This window comes from Paenibacillus xylanilyticus, assembly GCF_009664365.1.
In the GTDB taxonomy this organism is placed as follows: domain Bacteria; phylum Bacillota; class Bacilli; order Paenibacillales; family Paenibacillaceae; genus Paenibacillus; species Paenibacillus xylanilyticus_A.
In genome coordinates, this window is sequence record NZ_CP044310.1 from 523,804 (window position 1) to 540,562 (window position 16,759).

Sequence of the window (16,759 nt, forward strand, 5' to 3'; positions counted from 1 at the left end):
AGCAGCCCGGGAAGAGGAGGCGGCTCTATGGCTAAGCCGTTAAAAGTGGATGAGGTATGGATGGATCGAATTGCCGGACAGCTGAATGACATGGAGTTTGGCTCGCTTCACATCGTTGTACATGAAGGTCAGATTGTGCAGATGGAGCGGACTGAACGCAAACGATTTGAGAACACGCCCTCAGGCAGCACCTCCAAATCCGGCAGCACTGCACGAAGCAGCTCCCCCCGCTCATTGCGCGGATCGAACGCAAGTGCGAAGGGGTAGAGACTGAGGCGGCATCAGGAAGCACAGATTGAAGCATAGGCTTAGTGTGAGTTACCCATAAGTTTTCCAAAGAACACGTATTCTTTCGAAAACTCGTGGGTAGTTCATGCTTTTAAAGGGATAATGCGGCCAAACTATTTCTTGGAACTTTTCTCCATTTGCCCGTTATACCATTTATTGGCTTCAGTCAGTACCTGCTGCCCGCCTGCTTCCATAAATTCCTCCACGAAGGGTTCAAAGCTTTCAACAGGCTGATCCCCCGTAATGATGGAGATGTATGCCCTGTCCCTCATATGGATCAACTCAGATGAATATCGAATCAGGGCAGGGGTGGCCACCTCCAGTTGATTATAAATACCATTCTCCGTCAATCCCTCAGATGCAGCCCACTGCTCCCGTTTGCCGATGGATGCACCTGGAACAGCCATGCCAATGCTGGAGCCGATCATATTGGTGTAATTCTCCATACGGTTATATGGGGGCAGAATGTGAAATTCCCCTGAAGATGAAGAGCTCCAGTCCCAGTGCTTTCCTGGAAGGCCATATTCCATTTTGATCTGCTCTGCCGGATCGGAGTTTGCACTGACATAATCGAGAATTTCAAGGATTTTTTCCAGTTTGCCAGGCTCCTTGACCGCATCGGCCCCGATTGTAATGAAACTCATCAGCAGATTGTAACCTTTGGAGCCACGGAGTCCATCAGGCCCTGTAACAGGAGGACCGAATTCAACGTCTGCAGTTGCGTTCTTCTGCTGGAGTTCATGGACATTGAACATGGCTTCAACGGGAATTTCCTCGTCCTTTTCATTAAGGATGCTATAATCTCCGTCTTGAGTCCAATGATAATAATTGCCCATGGAGGTCATTCCAATTCTGCTATTAATAAACGCGTGGGACAAATGTTTATAGCCACCTTTATTTTCACCAGTTATGAATTCGGGATCGATAATCCCGTCCTGATACCACTTCTGCAGATAAGCCAAGGCATTCTTCATCTCTGGTTCCAATGCGCCGATCACGAGTCGGTCATTTTTTTGGTTAAAGTACAGCTGCTCGGTAAAAACGGACTGCCCAAAAGCACCAAAAACGACATTCATGCCCTCTTTGGATAACCCGTATGTATCCTGTTGCCCATTTCCGTCAGGGTCACCTTTGGCGAATGCATACATAACCTTCTCAAATTCCTCTAATGTCCGCGGAATATCGAGACCGAGTTTCTCCAGCCAGTCTTGCCGATATACAACAGGGGTCCGGTAGATGTTAGTCTGATTGATGACCGGTATTCCATATAAGGCACCATTTATTTTTCCGTACTCCAAGTAACGTGAATCATAATCACGGATTCGCTTCACAATATGAGGCGCATGTTCTTCTAGTACGTCCACAGGAATTTCTGCTAACACCCCTTGCATCTGATATTTAAGCAGGTCATGTGGCTGCCTGATCCGAAGAAGATCCGGTATGTTCCCTTGAGCGAGCTTCAAGTCCAGCAGGTCCTCATAGCGTCTGTTCTCCAGGTTCCACACCTCCAGATTCACATCAAAAAGATCCTCAATATAGGTAATCATCTCGGCATCCTCAGGAACAGGAGTATTCTGGTGCATAGTCCAGGAGATCGTATATGGCGGCTCTGTATCCTTCTCTGACTCATAAGCAGGATTGTGCTGCTGCATTTGAGTGCGTTGTTCGCCCAAAACGGAGCAGCCGCTCAAGCATATGACAAGGATAACGGTTGTGATCGATAGACACAGAGCTCTTGAAAGGTTGAGGTTCATAGCAGCTCCTTTTCGTGATTTGATATCTGGATCAATGTCCAAGATTAGGAATAACCCTTCGGCCAATCAGTTCATCAGACTGCGCATGAAGGTTTTCGGTGTACAGCCGTGAATTTCTTTGAACTTCTTAATGAAGTAAGCAGAGGTACGGTATCCAACCGTGCTCGCAACCTGCTCAATAGTAAATTCCTGCTTGGCGATGAGTTCGCGTGCGCGTTCCATTCTCTGATTTGTGACATATTCTGAATAGGCCATGCCTGTCTCTTCCTTGAAGATCTTACTAAGGTATTTGGGACTGATAAACACTTGTTCCGCGACATGATCCAGCGTGAGATCGCCCGAAAGATGCTCGCGAACGTAAGCTTTAACAGCTGAAATGGTATCCGGACTCCTGACCTCGCTTCGTTTCTCCATATGTGTGATAAATTCGGTTACGAGATGAGTCATCCATTCCGAATAACGGTTGATATTGTAGAACGAGGAATATTGCTTGTATACATTCATGGAGCTCGCCTCGGCGGGCTGCCAGCGCACCTGACTAATGCAGTCAGCGTATATGGAAACCATCTTTAATAAAATAATGCGGCTGTATTCAGCTGAATAGGGGCCTGCCTTGATGGTCGATACCACATCCTGAATGGCCTGAACCGTACCGTCCATATCACGGGATTGCAGCTTCTTCTCAAAATTCATGAGGTACGTGTCCGGAATCTCCAAACCGCTGGTTTCCCTTTGCAGAAGATCAAGGTCTTGAATGGCAGACAGAGCGGGAAAGAAATAGCTGTATTGAATCAAAGCGTTCGCCTCATGATAGCTTGTGTGAATCTTCGTGAAATGCTCTACCCAGCCGCCTAAGGACACAGCGAAATCCAGACTGAACCGGCTTCTCGCCTCGGAATGAATAAAGCTTACAATGTGATCCGAAACAGGCTCTTCGCATTGGTTCGTACAGATGATCACGGCTATTTTGTGATCCTGCAGTTCCTCCGCAAGCAGCTTGGTTTCAGCCATTTCTGCTGTCTCCAGCTGCTGAATCATCGTGTACAACGTATGCTGCAATTGTCGTGGCTGCAATTCCTTCCACTTCTCGCTGACGGGGTCAATGACGATGCAGCGATAGCGGGAATAGGCCATCGACACCCGAACAGATTGCAGCTGTTCCGTGAGTTCTTCGGGTGTAAATCGGTTATTTAACATATTCAGCATAATACTGTGTCTAATCATTTTGTGATTGGCCTGCAGCGTTTCTTCCAGACTATCGACTTTAGTGGACAGGCTGCTGATAGCCGAATCGATGAATCGATATTCATTCTGCTTCAGGCTGCCGGGGCTATCTACCCTGGCCTTGATATTATTCAGGATCCGCTTAAGAGGACTGTAGTTGGCTACGGTGAAGCCGAACGACATGGCTATCCCAACCGCTACAGCGATCAAACCCAGAAGCGCAGAGACCTCCTTTAGGCTATCCAGCTTATAATAGAAGCTTTTATTCGGGGTGGTTGTGTACATTCTCCATCCATTTTCTTCGAATTGCTCATGGGAAACAACATAAGCATCATGATTAAACATTGGCGTGAAGCTCTCGCCGGAAGAAGGACTGGAGAGCAGCGACTGAAGCAGATTCTCGCTCGTGGAGCTGCCTAACATTGATTTATCAGCGGCAGATATGACGACCCCACGCTGATCTACGATGTATGTATTTTCATAGTCTGCAGGAATCATATTACGAATCAGCTGACTGATCGTCGATTCTTTGATATCAATCGCAACCATGACCTTACTGTCTTGTCCAGAGGACTGAAATGGATAACTGTGAACATAGGAGATTAGAGGCATCGTGCTGCTCTGTTCGGGTGATTCAATATAAGTGTCCTCGGGAACCATACGTGTCTGCATCCATAAGGAGCTTCTGTCACTCTTTTTCATCGCTTTAATCCAGTCGTAGGCAGTATCTTCGCTCGAAGGATTGACCTCATGGAGCTGCAGCCCATATACAGAAGAGATCATGAAATGATTCTCTGTATCGTACACATGAATGGCCTGAATCAGGTCGGAATAATTCTGCACCTGACTTTTGAGCAGCTGCTCGATGTCCAGAATTTTGCTGTGGTTTCCTTGCAGGCTATCGAGCTGAATGCTGACAGGGCTGCCCAGGGCAAGAGAAAGATAGACCTGATTCACCTTATCGATAACGGAGGTCTCAATATAATTGACGGCGCTTTGCAGCTGTAATTGTTTGTTGATCCGAATCTCTTTGCTGTATTGATGGGAGAAGAAGAGATATAAGATAGAGCCGAAAAGAAGCGCAATAACAAGGACGACAGCAAGATAGGAAAAAACCATCCTGGATCTCACCGACTGGAAGAGCTTGCGCATTCTTTTTTCCTCCTTCATCACTGGTTTCTAGACAACTTCATCATTATATAATAGCCCCGGCACTAGAAATCATGTTGATCGAAATTTAACAAACACCCCCTGAACAATTTACCTTCCGTTAATCTAAATTTACAAACAACAGCACTCTAGATGACGATTCTATGATTCAATCTATTTTTTGGAGAATGCACCGGCCAAAACGTACGAATTTGATATAAAACGGAATTTGTTCTATAGATGCCAGGCTCCCCCGAGTGCTAAAGTAACCCCAGATCAGACACGGAATGAATGGAGACGATCCTACACATTCGCTGATGAAATTGAAAATTACGATTATGGGAGCGTGTATTTGCAGGCCATGAGAAAACCACTAAAAAAATCACTGGCATTACTTCTAATGTTGTCTATGGTAAGCCCAACGTTTGCAGATCGGAGCTTTGCAGCCGATCAGAAGATTCAGTTTTCTGATATTAAGGGACACTGGGCGGAAGCGAACATTCAAGCATGGGGTGATGAAGGACTGATCCGGGGTTATCTGGATCGTTCATTCAAACCAAACAACGAGATTACGAGAGCAGAATTTATGAATCTGGTGAATGGTGCTTTTGGATATGCAGGACAAGCTGCCATTAACTTTAATGATGTTTCTGAGGATGCATGGTATTATCAGGCCGTTTCTACAGCTAGTGCGGCTGGATATATGGATGGTTATGCGGATCAAACGATGAAACCTCAACATCCGATCACACGTCAGGAAGCGGCCAAAATCATTGCTGGCATTCTGAATCTGGACCTGAATGAGGGAGCTGCGAATGCATTTAGCGATGCTTCGTCCATTGCGGATTGGAGCAAAGGAGCTGTAGGCGGAACTGCCGCAGCAAAAATTATTTCCGGATATTCGGATGGAAGCTTCAAACCCCTTCAATCCATCACACGTGCAGAAGCTGTAAGTGCACTTTTTAATGCCTTGGAAATAGACTCTAACGCAGATGCTAAACCATTCAAGCCAAAGGGCTCGGCTAATGTGCTGAATGTGGAACCCCCTGCCGAAGAAGCTCGTCTGTCTGCAGTGGAACATGGAGGCAATGCGGACGACGGCACGTTGAAAAATATTGCGGCAACGAATCCATTTATTGATATCTTGGACGGTTTTGAACAAGTCTGGTCCATGAACCAATCGGAATGGAGAGATGGGACAGCTGCGACGAAACCGGGAGTTAAGGGAGAGGTTGCAAAGTATGGCGATGGACCGACCCCCTATTATGATGGCTTTAAAAATGATCAAAAGACAGCCGTCGCCGACCAAAAAACATTCGCAAACGAGGAAATTCGAAATCAAGCGACTTGGGTCGCTAACATCAAATATGTAGAAGATGTGACGCAAAATCGTACCGATGAAGAGGCGTTAGCAGCCTATTACGATGACCAGAGAGATAAGATCTACAGTATGATGGAAGCTTTTGGCCCACTGGCTAACACATATGTAGATATCGTTAAGCCAACGACAAGCGTCGAAAGAGATATCAAGGATATGGATGTTGTCTTGACCGAAGAAACGGCAGAAGACCAAAGCCAGGGAATGGGAAGTGATTGGGCTAAAACGGAGCTTGCAGACATGGTAGCTCTGGTGGATCTGGTTCGATTCAAAATTCCTTCATCCTCCAACCCTTCGAAATACTTCTACTCTTCCCCAAGACCATGGAGAATGAATTCGAACGGAGAAGTGAAAGAGGTTGTCGATGAGAATGGTTTGGCTGTGTGGGAAACCTTAGGTAAGGGTGAAGTGACAGAAGAGCCTTTGGCTTCAGGAGGAACAAAAACAACGGGAGAAAAGCATTTCCAACAATACGAAAGCAACGTGGAAATTATTCCTGCATTAAGCTATGTACGAAGAATAGCGGAGGATGGACGAGGTAAGGATGGAGCATTCCCAAGCGGTCATACCAGTGCTTCGTATCTGTCTGTGCTTCCTTTTGCCTACGCCACGCCAGAACGATTCTCTGAATTTTTAACAAGAGCTGCTCAAATGGGTGAAAATCGCATTGTGACCGGGATGCACTCGCCGCTTGATGTCATAGGTGCAAGAATTCAAGCGACAGCCATGGCTGCATATGCCTTCAACAAGGAAGAGAACCAGGAATTGATGGAAAAGGCATATACCAATGCAGGAGAAGTATTCGGAGCATTGGCAGAAAAAGAAAATATGAGTTTGTACGAATATGCACACGCGGTAACAGAGGATTATACCTTTAAAAGTGCATATGACGAAAAGAAATGGGAAGATCATGATGCCAATAAAGCCTTCTATCGCGATAAACTCACATATGGACTGCCACAAACAGGAATCAAAGGTTTGGCTCCTGAAGTGCCATTAGGAGCAGAGGCGCTATTGAAGACACGCCAGCCTTATTTGAACGATGAGCAGCGTAGAGAAGTGTTGTATACGACATCCATTGATTCCGGTTATCCGGTTCTGGACGAGTCTAACGGTTGGGGCAGATTGGACTTGGTGACGGCAGCGGATGGCTACGGTGCATTCATAAACAATGTAACCGTAGATATGGATGCTTCCAAAGGGCGTTTCAATGCAGAGGATTGGTGGAGAAATGATATCTCCGGCAGTGGGATGCTGACGAAAAAGGGAACAGGAACACTTACCATGACAGGCAATAACAGTTACACAGGCGGAACGCTGCTGCAGGCAGGAACGCTGGTGGCTGAATCTGCAACTGCCTTTGGTCTCGGTGATCTGTATGTGGAGAATGGAAAAGTCATCGTTCAAGCGGATGGAGCATTAAAATTAAATAGAAACTTTACCATGGACAATGGAACGTTGGAATTGGTTATGGACGATGATAACAGTCAGGTTAATGTTGGTAAAAAGCTGTATCTGGATGGTGGAAACCTCAATCTGGACTTGTCCAACTATAAGATCGAAGGTTCCAAGGATATAACTTTAATGACCGCTGGCGTAATTAAAGGTGAATTCGACCAAGTCACAGCGGATGGTTATGACGTTCAGGTTACTTATGAAAAGGATCGCATCATTGCACATGTTGTAGCGAAATAAGCTAACGCATTTTACCAAAGCCATACTATTCTTATATGGAAAAGGACTGAACTACGTTGTAGTTCAGTCCTTTTTGCATCCCGAGCAACACGCAGGATTCAGTCGTGAGAGTTCTGGTTTACCCATTTGATTATTATAGATTACATGAAAAAAGGGCATGGTCCTCACGATTCGCCCGTGTAGGCACCAGCTTTACGTGCTGCACTCACTTCGATTTCAGTAGGTGGCTCATTCGTTGGCTCCAGCTCGGTATGACCTACATAAGGGCGATCACTACGTGGGCGAGTTCCAGTAAACCCGAAACCTGAAACGAACAGGATCAGCTGTAATCCCAAGGCATAAGGAGCAGCAGCAGGCCCAATCAGATGGAGCAGCGAGCATAGCATGATCAGCAAGAAGAGTATTTTGTTCACTGTACCTGATGGTTCGCGGCGCAGGCTGGCCCAGAGCAGATAACCATACATTATGGCAATCATTAAGGAAACAGCACGCAACCACGGGAGGACGCTCTCCCATGAATCTACGGAAACGTCCAACAGTCGCTGGCGGAACACAAGATCAGCAACCAGAAACAGGGTAGCTGCCAGTGCAGCCGGTTCGGCCAGAGGCCGAAAGATTGTCCAGATGGCCTCGCCCCAATGATCTGTTCGGTTATCTTGACCGAGTTCATTTGATAATGCGGTGCATTCTCGTTCCAATGCTCTGTGCATCAGCGCGAGTCTGGCAGGATCATGCTCCTTGATGCAATCGCGGATCTGATCCTGTAACGTAGAGGAGAGGTCAGATGCCGTTTTGCAGGCCAGCATGGCCATGAACAGATCCTGTTGTTCATTTTCTGAGAATGCATACTGTTTATGTTCCAGAATGGTGAGTTTTCCCAAGAGGGTTGTGCTTATGTATAATGTATCTCGTATCCTTCGCATTCGCCTTTCGTGGCTGCGGCGAACTTCAGTGGCGGACCATATATATATCGCGAGCAGCAGAGCTATGACTCCAAACAGCATAGCCTCAGCGCCGGGGCGCGATAGCAGCTCTTCGATCCAGGGTTGAAACACACGTTTTCCTCCTTTGCACAAACTTGACGTATCTTGAAACACGCTTCACGTAAGCTTTCTCTCACTATTACACAGGAAGTAGATGAATTCAAGCAGAAAGGGGCACAATTCATGGACCAGATCAGCATTGAACACATTCCACCCACAGCAGCAGAGTATCTTGCCTTGCGACAAATTGCGGGTCTCAGTGCGATGAGCAAGGAGGGAGCAGAAATAGGACTGCCGAACAGTCTTTTTGCCGTATGTATACGGAATGGAGATGCACTCGTAGGCATGGGCAGGGTTATTGGGGATGGCGGTTGTTTCTTTCAGGTGGTGGATATTGCGGTTCACCCGGATGTTCAAGGCAGGGGATATGGCAAGTTGATTATGAGCGAGATCATGAAGTATTTGCGTGAACATGTGCCTGCTCGAGGCTTGGTGAGTCTTCTTGCGGATGTACCTGCAGATCGCCTGTACTCCCAATTTGGTTTCACCTATACCAGCCCGAAATCGGAAGGCATGTGGTGGAGGCAAGGGGAGGATGGACTTAAATAAGTAAACATCCCGGTTTTGAAGCCGCCATAGCGGCTTTTTTTGCTATGTAAAAGATGCATTGGATGCAGAAGATAGGTGCAGCGTTGCTTATTGGATGTGTGAATTCTTGTCGGTTTATTAACATTGGTTTACAAGTGAGTACAGACGGTTTAAGATGGCGTGAGCCGTTTAAGGTATATAACAATAGGATTAAGTATTACAATATAACGGTATGTTGACTAGATGATATCTAATGAAAAGAGGGATAAGATATGAAAGTTGCGATTTTTGGAGCGACTGGAACGATTGGAAAGACGATACTGTGGGAGCTGATGGACCGCGGGCATGAAGTGACTGCGATTGTGCGTGATCCGTCCAAAGTGGAAATGGTTCATGAACGTCTGCGAGTGGAAAAGGGAGATTTGCTGAACCCGGATCAGGTAGCCGATTTTACAGCAGGCCAGGAAGCTGTCGTTAGTGCCTATGGTCCGAAATTCGGAGAAGAAGAGGAACTGCTGGAAGTTACACGTTCACTCATTGAGGGTGTTCGCCGCGGCAAAGCCAGCCGTCTGGTTGTTGTTGGCGGAGCTGGCAGCTTGCTGACCGATTCCGGTGAGATGCTGATGGATACACCCGGATTTCCGGAGGAAGTTAGAACCCTGGCGAAGGCGCATTTGGATGCGTATGGCTTAATCGAGGAATCGGATATCCACTGGACGTATATGAGCCCGGCGGCAACAATTACATCCGGACCGCGGACAGGCCATTTCCGGATCGGAATGAATCGTTTGGTGACCGATGATCTGGGAGAGAGCACGATCTCGGTTGGCGACTTTGCTGCGGCATTGGTGGATGAGCTTGATGATCCGCAGTTTATTGGTTCCCGTTTTACGGTAGCTTATTAAGGGAGAGTTTGCCGGGAGCTAGGAGAACCGAATGGTGTCAAACGCAGAGTGAGAAGTTACCCAACGGGGAGGGATGAACCTTGTTTATCGTCACCGCTGAACAGATGCGAGCTGTAGATGAACATACCATCCACAAGCTGGGCATTCCTGCTGCGAGTCTGATGGAAAACGCGGGCAGAGCCATAGCGGAGGAAGTTATCGCCTTGTGCCGTGAGGAGGCTGCAGGCGTTCAGGTTGCTGAACACAAAAGGCACTGGGAGCAGGGAGAGGCACAGCGGGCACACACCGGGCCCGGTGATCGCCAAGGTTCCGGGGGCGACATCATCGCCGATCCGGCGCTGGTGATGGCGCACCCCGCTGATCAGCATTGGTACATGCTGATCGGTAAGGGCAATAATGGCGGGGACGGGCTGGTTGCCGCCCGCCATCTGCTTGAAGCGGGGCTCGGCGTGACCTTGATCTACGCCGATGCGCCCGAGTCACTGCGGGGCGAAGCCGCAGTGCAGCGGGATGCCGCTGCGCAGCTCGGCATCCCTGCCCTTGTCCACGGCCGTGAAGCCGTGGACTTCAGCCGGTGCACAGGCATCGTGGATGCACTGCTGGGCACCGGCTCGCAGGGGGCGCCGCGGGGAGCCTACGCGGCGCTGATTGAGGCGGCGAACGACAGCGGTAAGCCTGTCGTCTCCGCCGATGTGCCAAGCGGGCTGAATGCCGACACCGGGGAGGTATACGAGCCCTGCATTCAAGCCAGAGTGACTGTATGCCTCGCGCTGCTGAAGCGCGGGCTTGTACAGTATCCGGGCGCGACGGCCGCGGGGCGCATCGTGGTGCGTGCTATCGGCATACCGGCACGGCTGGCGCCAGAGCACGGTCCTACCGTTCGTCTGTTAACGGAGGAAGTGATGCGCGGTGCCCTGAACGTGGATACGGATCGTCTGCGGGCACCGGACGGGCACAAGGGTACCTACGGCCACGTATTGCTGGTCGCAGGCAGTCTGCCGATGAGCGGCGCAGGTCTGCTCTCGGCCAAGGCTGCACTGCGCGCGGGCTGCGGACTTGCCACATGGGCACTGCCCGCGGCACTGCTGCCTTATGTCATCGGCAGTGTGCCTGAACTCATGCTCGCAGCCGCCGCAGATGGCGACAGCGGCGAGTGGAACGCGGCTTCCGCCGAAGCTGTGCTTCGTCTTGCGGAGAGCCGCGACGTGATTGCAACCGGGCCAGGCCTCGGCCGCTTCGAGGGCGACACTGGCTGGCTGCGCCGCCTGTGGCAGCAGACGGATCGCCCGCTCGTCATCGATGCGGACGGCCTCAACATGCTTGCAGACGCGGGCCCAAACGGGCCTCGCGACTGGGGCCGGCGCAGTGCGGCGACCATTCTGACGCCGCACCCCGGAGAGATGGGCCGCCTGCTGGGCATGCCGACCCCCGAAGTGCAGCGTGACCGAATTGGTCACGCTGCACGGTACGCCCGCGAGCAGGGCGTGACCCTGGTGCTCAAAGGAGCACGTACGGTCATCGCAACGCCTTCCGGCGAGGCGTACATCAACACCACCGGGCACGCCGGCATGGCAACGGGCGGCGCCGGGGACGTATTGACCGGCATTATCGCCGGTCTGCTCGCTCAAGGACTCAGCGCGGAGCAGGCCGCCGCTTTTGGTGTATACCTGCACGGCCAGGCCGCCGAGCAGGCTGCGCAGCGGCGCGGCGACCCGGCGTCTCTGCTGGCAGGAGACATCATTGACGCCCTGTGATGGTCTTCGCTGAGAGAGCTTTAACCTGCGTGAACTGAATAATAATCTGTGTAAACACAGGCTCATTAAAAAACCTCCACTTCTCTCATACCAAGAGAAGTGGAGGTTTCTTGTTTAGACTAGTGAGGCTGAGGCATACCTTTACAAGCGGAAACGCTGCAGTTCCTGATGCATTTCCTCACTGATGTCACGCAGCGATTTGACCTTGATGCTGGCCTCTTCAAACGAGCGCTGCTGTTCTGTCGTCGAAGCCGTAATCTCTTCACTGCTGGCAGCTGATTGCTGCGTAATCGCACTGATGTTTTCAATGGCCTGCTGTACCTGTGTACTTAGCTGACTGGATAGCTGCATATCTTCGGCCAGCTGGTTAATGCCCGTACTGATCTGTTCTACGCTGTCACGAATAGCGGAGAAGGAATCCCGGGTTTGTCCGGTCGCCTTTTCCTGTTCAGCGAAGAGCTGTATACTCTGCATCACAGAACCTTTCACCTTGTCCATAGCGCTTGTGATTTCACCCACAGCCGCATAGATATGCTGCACGGATTGTGCAGATTGCTCTGCGAGCTTGTTGACTTCCCCTGCAACCACGGCGAAACCACGACCGGCTTCGCCGGCACGAGCCGCTTCGATTGAAGCGTTCAGGGAGAGCAGCGTGGTCTGCTTGGCGATCTCGGACACATAGCCTGTCATCGTGGTAATGCGCGCTGCGCTTTCTTCCAGCTCCTGCACAGTCTGTTCAACCTCAGCCATGGCGATTCGGTTCATTTCAGCGAGGCGAAGCTGCTCCTCAATAGCCGTGTGTCCTTCCTCAACGGTGCTCATCACCTCGTTGCCATGGATCGCCGATTGGGAAGTGGCATGAAGGTTGCTGCCGAACGTGTGCTGCATCTTGTCCACGACCATTACCGTTTCACTCAGATCCTCCGCAATCTTCTGGCTGCCGATGGACAGCTCTTCCGTCGTACGGGAGACCTGCTGCACAATGGCCTGCATGGTGTCGTTGCCGCGGTCAATGTCCTGAGCCATGCCATCCACCCGTTTTCCGGCGGTATCAATCGATTGGATAATGTTTCGAATATTCTCAGTCATGAGACGGAAGGAGCGATTCAGCTCATCCAGTTCATCCTTGCCCCGGGTTTCAGGCAGCTGCTGGGTAAGGTCGCCAGCTGCAATCTGTCCTGCGGCGTTCTTCAGCACTCCAATACGTTTGGCTAGCTTCCGGGAAGTATACATGTTGAACAGCATGGCAGCGACGAGCAGGAGAACAGCACCGCCCAATGCAATTTGCCAAGTTTGCTGTATGTCCTGCTCCAGATTAATCGTGTATTGATCATACCGTTCCTTGGTTATTTCATCGAGCATGTAGATATCATTTTGAATGCCCTGCACACGTGTGCTGTACCGTTTGGCTTCCGAGCTGTCCAAGGCTTGCATGGCTTCAGCTGCCCCCTGATCCAGTGCAGTCAGTTTCGTCTGAATGGAACCCAACAGTCGAAGCTGCTCATCGGTTTCCAGTAATCCTTCGGTAAGTTCCTGAATCATCGTTTTACCTTCGTCCAACAAGCTGCGTACGGCATTCTGATTGCCGGCTGTCATCGAGAAAGAGAACACATCCAGCGCCTGCTGGGTCTGAATCTGATTGGCTTTAAGCTCACTGACCTTGAGCATGGCAGGCACCAGATTTTGATTTTTGGCGTTGATACCCAGCAACTGAAAAATGATATAGGCTACCAACACAAGACATAAAAGTAATGAAATTAACGCATTAATAATCAGTTTGCCTTGCAATTTCATAAGCGTATCTCCTCTAATCCGTCGATTTAGGGTTCAAGCGTAATTTTGGTTTTGCCGGATATGATTTCAGCTTTCCGATCTTCGAAGATTTGCTGCTGTTCCGCACTGAGTGTGATGTTATGTAATGCGGTCAGGCCTACGGCATCTTCTGCCAGCCCCTCAACCATGTTTTGCTCCGGGAAGGAGTGATTGTTTTTCGTAAACGTGTTAACAGCGTTGTAGATGGAGACATTGACATTTTTCAGCATCGAGGTGAGAACAGCCTTTTCCGCCAAAAAGAATTGATCCGTATCTACACCGATGGCGTATTTCCCCAACTTCTGAATCTCGGTTAGTGAGCCTACGCCGGTGAGGCCTGCTGCGACATAAATAACATCGACGTCTTGCTCCTGGATCATCTTCGCTGCCAGCTCCTCGCCAAGCTTCGAATTGCCGAAGTCTCCTGCATAAACGACCTGAACTGTAGCCTCCGGATTAACGGCCTGCACCCCTTGCTCGAAACCCTGTTGAAAATCGCGGAGAAGAGGAATCTCCATTCCGCCCAAAAAGCCTACGTGATTCTCGGTTGTCGCGAAGCCAGCGATCATGCCGGCAAGATAACTGCCTTCTTCACTGCGGAATGACATGGAGGTCACATTTGGCAATTCGGAGTGTCCGTCGACAATAAGAAACTGCTGCTCCGGATATTGCTCAGCGACCTTTTCGAGATCAGGCAGAAGAGTGTCGCTAAGTCCGATAATCAAGTCCACACCATCCTGAGCGAATTGCTCAAATGCGGTTTCTGTGGTTAGATCTTTTCCGGGCTCTTTATAATCAAACCGAATCGTGTTTTCATTTCTGGCCTGAACCAGTCCTTCAAAAGCAGCATCATTGAATGAACGATCGCCAAGGCCAACTTCAGTAAGGACAATACCTACTTTGGTCCGCTCGTCCGCTGCCGTTTCATTTTCTGTGGAAGAACATGCCCCCAGCATCAAAACCATGACAATCAAAATCATGCTCCATAAAGCCCGGGTGACCCTTTTTGTTTTCATGTTATACCCTCGTTTCTATAGATGTGTGATGTGAGAGGTGAGTCTTTTGCCCTATATGTATATCGGCCAGGAGGAGGTTGGGGATTATGGTTGATGCTGAAAATTTACGAAAATCTTAATTGATTTCATGATTTATTCATTTCTGTTACAAAATCTGGCAGGGTTGATTAACATACCGTACCTCCATGCCGATGATCTAATCCAAAAAGGCAAAGAAAAGATCAGTGAATGATCTCTTCTTTGCCTTTTTGATCTGGATATCTAGTGATGGGAGGATGATAGCGATTCATGAATGGTCCGCCATCCTCTATATATCAACGGTTTCTCCTGCCGCCGAAGCAAATGGTCAGCTTAAGGTTGCTTCTGCCTACGATACTGCTCACTAAAAATTCTGTTTTATGCTGAGCTGTATTACCATGCAGCCACCGATCCATCTGTCCGGCTTTCGGTGCCAGCGCATAGTACCCCGCTGCCCGGGTCACGCCATATAATCTGGCCGCGTCCAAACATGGAAGGGTCGAGAGCAACCTGAATATCATGCCCTTTACGGGCAAGTGCTTGTGCAATATGCTGCGGAAAGCCGGTCTCCACCAGTATCGTTTTGCCTTTGGTCCACTGCCACCTTGGAGAATCCAGTGCTGCCTGCGGATTCAAGTGGAAGTCTACGGTGTTCATGACAACCTGCACATGGCCCTGAGGCTGCATGAAACCGCCCATGACCCCGAATGGGCCAACTGCTTCATCACCGCGCGTAAGGAATCCTGGAATGATCGTATGATAGGTGCGTTTGCCTGGTTCCAGGGCGTTTGCATGATTCGGATCGAGAGAGAAATTGTGGCCCCGATTTTGCAGGGCGATACCTGTTCCCGGTACGACCAGCCCGGAGCCGAAGCCCATATAATTGCTCTGAATGAAGGAAACCATGTTGCCTTCACCGTCAGCCGCAGCGAGGTATACCGTACCGCTTCCCTTTGGATCGCCTGCTTCAGGCAGGCGTGCCACGTCCCCAATGAGTTTGCGCCGCTCTTCCGCGTACGCTTCGGATAGGAGCTCCTTCACCGTCACGCCCATCTTCCGTTCTTCGGTTATATATTTCTCTCCATCGGCGAATGCGAGTTTCATCGCTTCGAGCTGTCTGTGATACCCGAGCACGGATTCTTTTTCATCAAAGTCGAATCCTTTGAGCAGATTGAGCGCTGCGAGGGCAATCAGTCCCTGACCGTTTGGCGGGATCTCCCAGACATCGTAGCCACGATAGGAAACCGAGATGGGATCGACCCATTCAGGCTGAAAGGCCGCCAGGTCCTCTTTGGTCAGGTAGCCGCCATGCTCTGCCATAAACGAATGAATGCGCTCTGCCAGTTCTCCTTCGTAAAAGTCACGTGCGCCGCTCTCGCCGATTCGGCGAAGCGTATTCGCGTGATCCGGCGAACGCCACATCTCGCCCGCGGCCGGAACACGCCCGCCTGGAGCGAATGTCTCAAGCCAGGCACGCCCTGCTGCCGCATCACCCTGGCGTGCATAAATGTCCGCTGCCCGTGCCCAGTGGCGCGCCAGCCCAGGCGCAAGCGGGTAACCTTCCTCCGCGTAGCGGATAGCCGGTTCCAGCGCTTCCGCCAGCGTGAGCCGCCCGAAGCGGCGGCTCAGCTCAGCCCAGCCTGCCGGTGCGCCAGGCACCGTCACCGGTATGACCCCAAGCTTCGGCATCTCCGAATGGCCTGCCGCCTTGAGCGCCTCAATGGATATGCCCTGAGGCGCAGGACCGCTGGCATTCAGGCCGTGCAGCTTGCCCTCGGTCCAGACGAGGGCAAAGGCATCGCCCCCAATGCCATTGGACGTTGGCTCCAGCACGGTGAGCGCAGCAGCCGTTGCGATCGCGGCATCAATGGCGTTGCCGCCTTTTTTTAACACATCCAGACCTGCTTGTGCTGCAAGAGGCTGCGAAGTGGCGACCATGCCTTTGTTGGCATAGACGGGCACACGATAAGAGGGGTACGGTTGATAGAGTGGATCGTAGTTCATCAGACGGTTCAGCTCCTTGTCCCAAGATGTCAGGTTCCGGTATACCGGATGCTTTAACTCCTAACCCACTTCGGAACAAGATCCTGATTCTCCTGCTGAACTTGCCAAATTCAACCTGACATGGACGATAGATCGATTAAGTAAATACACCATATTTTTGCTTCATACCTATTGGTTTTCACCACGCCTGA

11 protein-coding genes are annotated in these 16,759 nt (G+C 50.3%); 5 read left to right on the top strand and 6 right to left on the bottom strand.

Features of this window, described 5'->3' with window-relative positions; translation table 11 throughout:
- Positions 1 to 27 precede the first annotated feature (27 nt).
- Positions 28 to 267 carry a YezD family protein gene (locus F4V51_RS02510; protein WP_095291770.1) on the top strand — a complete coding sequence of 80 codons (240 nt, stop codon included), beginning with the start codon at positions 28 to 30 and terminating at the stop codon, positions 265 to 267.
- Between the two features lie 134 nt (positions 268 to 401).
- Here the strand turns inward: F4V51_RS02510 and F4V51_RS02515 are convergent, their stop codons facing one another.
- Complete coding sequence (locus tag F4V51_RS02515; protein ID WP_323131800.1) at positions 402 to 1,961, bottom strand: extracellular solute-binding protein; 1,560 nt, start codon at positions 1,959 to 1,961, stop codon at positions 402 to 404.
- Between the two features lie 147 nt (positions 1,962 to 2,108).
- Complete coding sequence (locus F4V51_RS02520; protein ID WP_153976711.1) at positions 2,109 to 4,418, bottom strand: AraC family transcriptional regulator; 2,310 nt, start codon at positions 4,416 to 4,418, stop codon at positions 2,109 to 2,111.
- A 358-nt stretch (positions 4,419 to 4,776) separates the two neighbouring features.
- Here F4V51_RS02520 and F4V51_RS29340 point away from each other — a divergent pair, with 358 nt between their 5' ends.
- A complete protein-coding gene (locus tag F4V51_RS29340) occupies positions 4,777 to 7,488 on the top strand; it encodes an S-layer homology domain-containing protein (protein ID WP_153980533.1) in 2,712 nt (903 codons plus the stop codon).
- A 164-nt stretch (positions 7,489 to 7,652) separates the two neighbouring features.
- Here F4V51_RS29340 and F4V51_RS02530 read toward each other — a convergent pair whose 3' ends face one another.
- Positions 7,653 to 8,543 (bottom strand): hypothetical protein, encoded by an 891-nt coding sequence (locus F4V51_RS02530; RefSeq protein ID WP_153976712.1) that lies wholly within the window; start codon positions 8,541 to 8,543, stop codon positions 7,653 to 7,655.
- A 111-nt stretch (positions 8,544 to 8,654) separates the two neighbouring features.
- Here F4V51_RS02530 and F4V51_RS02535 point away from each other — a divergent pair, with 111 nt between their 5' ends.
- The 3 genes from F4V51_RS02535 (at position 8,655) to F4V51_RS02545 (ending at position 11,718) form a co-directional block, all read left to right on the top strand.
- A complete protein-coding gene (locus tag F4V51_RS02535) occupies positions 8,655 to 9,080 on the top strand; it encodes a GNAT family N-acetyltransferase (RefSeq protein WP_153976713.1) in 426 nt (141 codons plus the stop codon).
- 251 nt (positions 9,081 to 9,331) lie between these two features.
- A complete protein-coding gene (locus tag F4V51_RS02540; RefSeq protein WP_153976714.1) occupies positions 9,332 to 9,964 on the top strand; it encodes an NAD(P)-dependent oxidoreductase in 633 nt (210 codons plus the stop codon).
- 80 nt (positions 9,965 to 10,044) lie between these two features.
- A complete protein-coding gene (locus F4V51_RS02545; protein ID WP_153976715.1) occupies positions 10,045 to 11,718 on the top strand; it encodes an NAD(P)H-hydrate dehydratase in 1,674 nt (557 codons plus the stop codon).
- Positions 11,719 to 11,859: 141 nt separating this feature from the next.
- On the opposite strand, the gene F4V51_RS02550 is transcribed toward F4V51_RS02545, so the two are convergent.
- From F4V51_RS02550 to F4V51_RS02560, 3 genes are all read right to left on the bottom strand, one after another.
- Positions 11,860 to 13,512 carry a methyl-accepting chemotaxis protein gene (locus F4V51_RS02550; protein WP_153976716.1) on the bottom strand — a complete coding sequence of 551 codons (1,653 nt, stop codon included), beginning with the start codon at positions 13,510 to 13,512 and terminating at the stop codon, positions 11,860 to 11,862.
- Between the two features lie 26 nt (positions 13,513 to 13,538).
- Entirely contained in the window at positions 13,539 to 14,546 is a 1,008-nt protein-coding gene (locus tag F4V51_RS02555) for a BMP family lipoprotein (RefSeq protein ID WP_153976717.1), read from the bottom strand.
- A gap of 411 nt (positions 14,547 to 14,957) precedes the next feature.
- On the bottom strand, positions 14,958 to 16,568 hold the full coding sequence (locus F4V51_RS02560) for a gamma-glutamyltransferase family protein (RefSeq protein WP_153976718.1): 1,611 nt from the start codon (positions 16,566 to 16,568) through the stop codon (positions 14,958 to 14,960).
- Between the last annotated feature and the right edge of the window lie 191 nt (positions 16,569 to 16,759).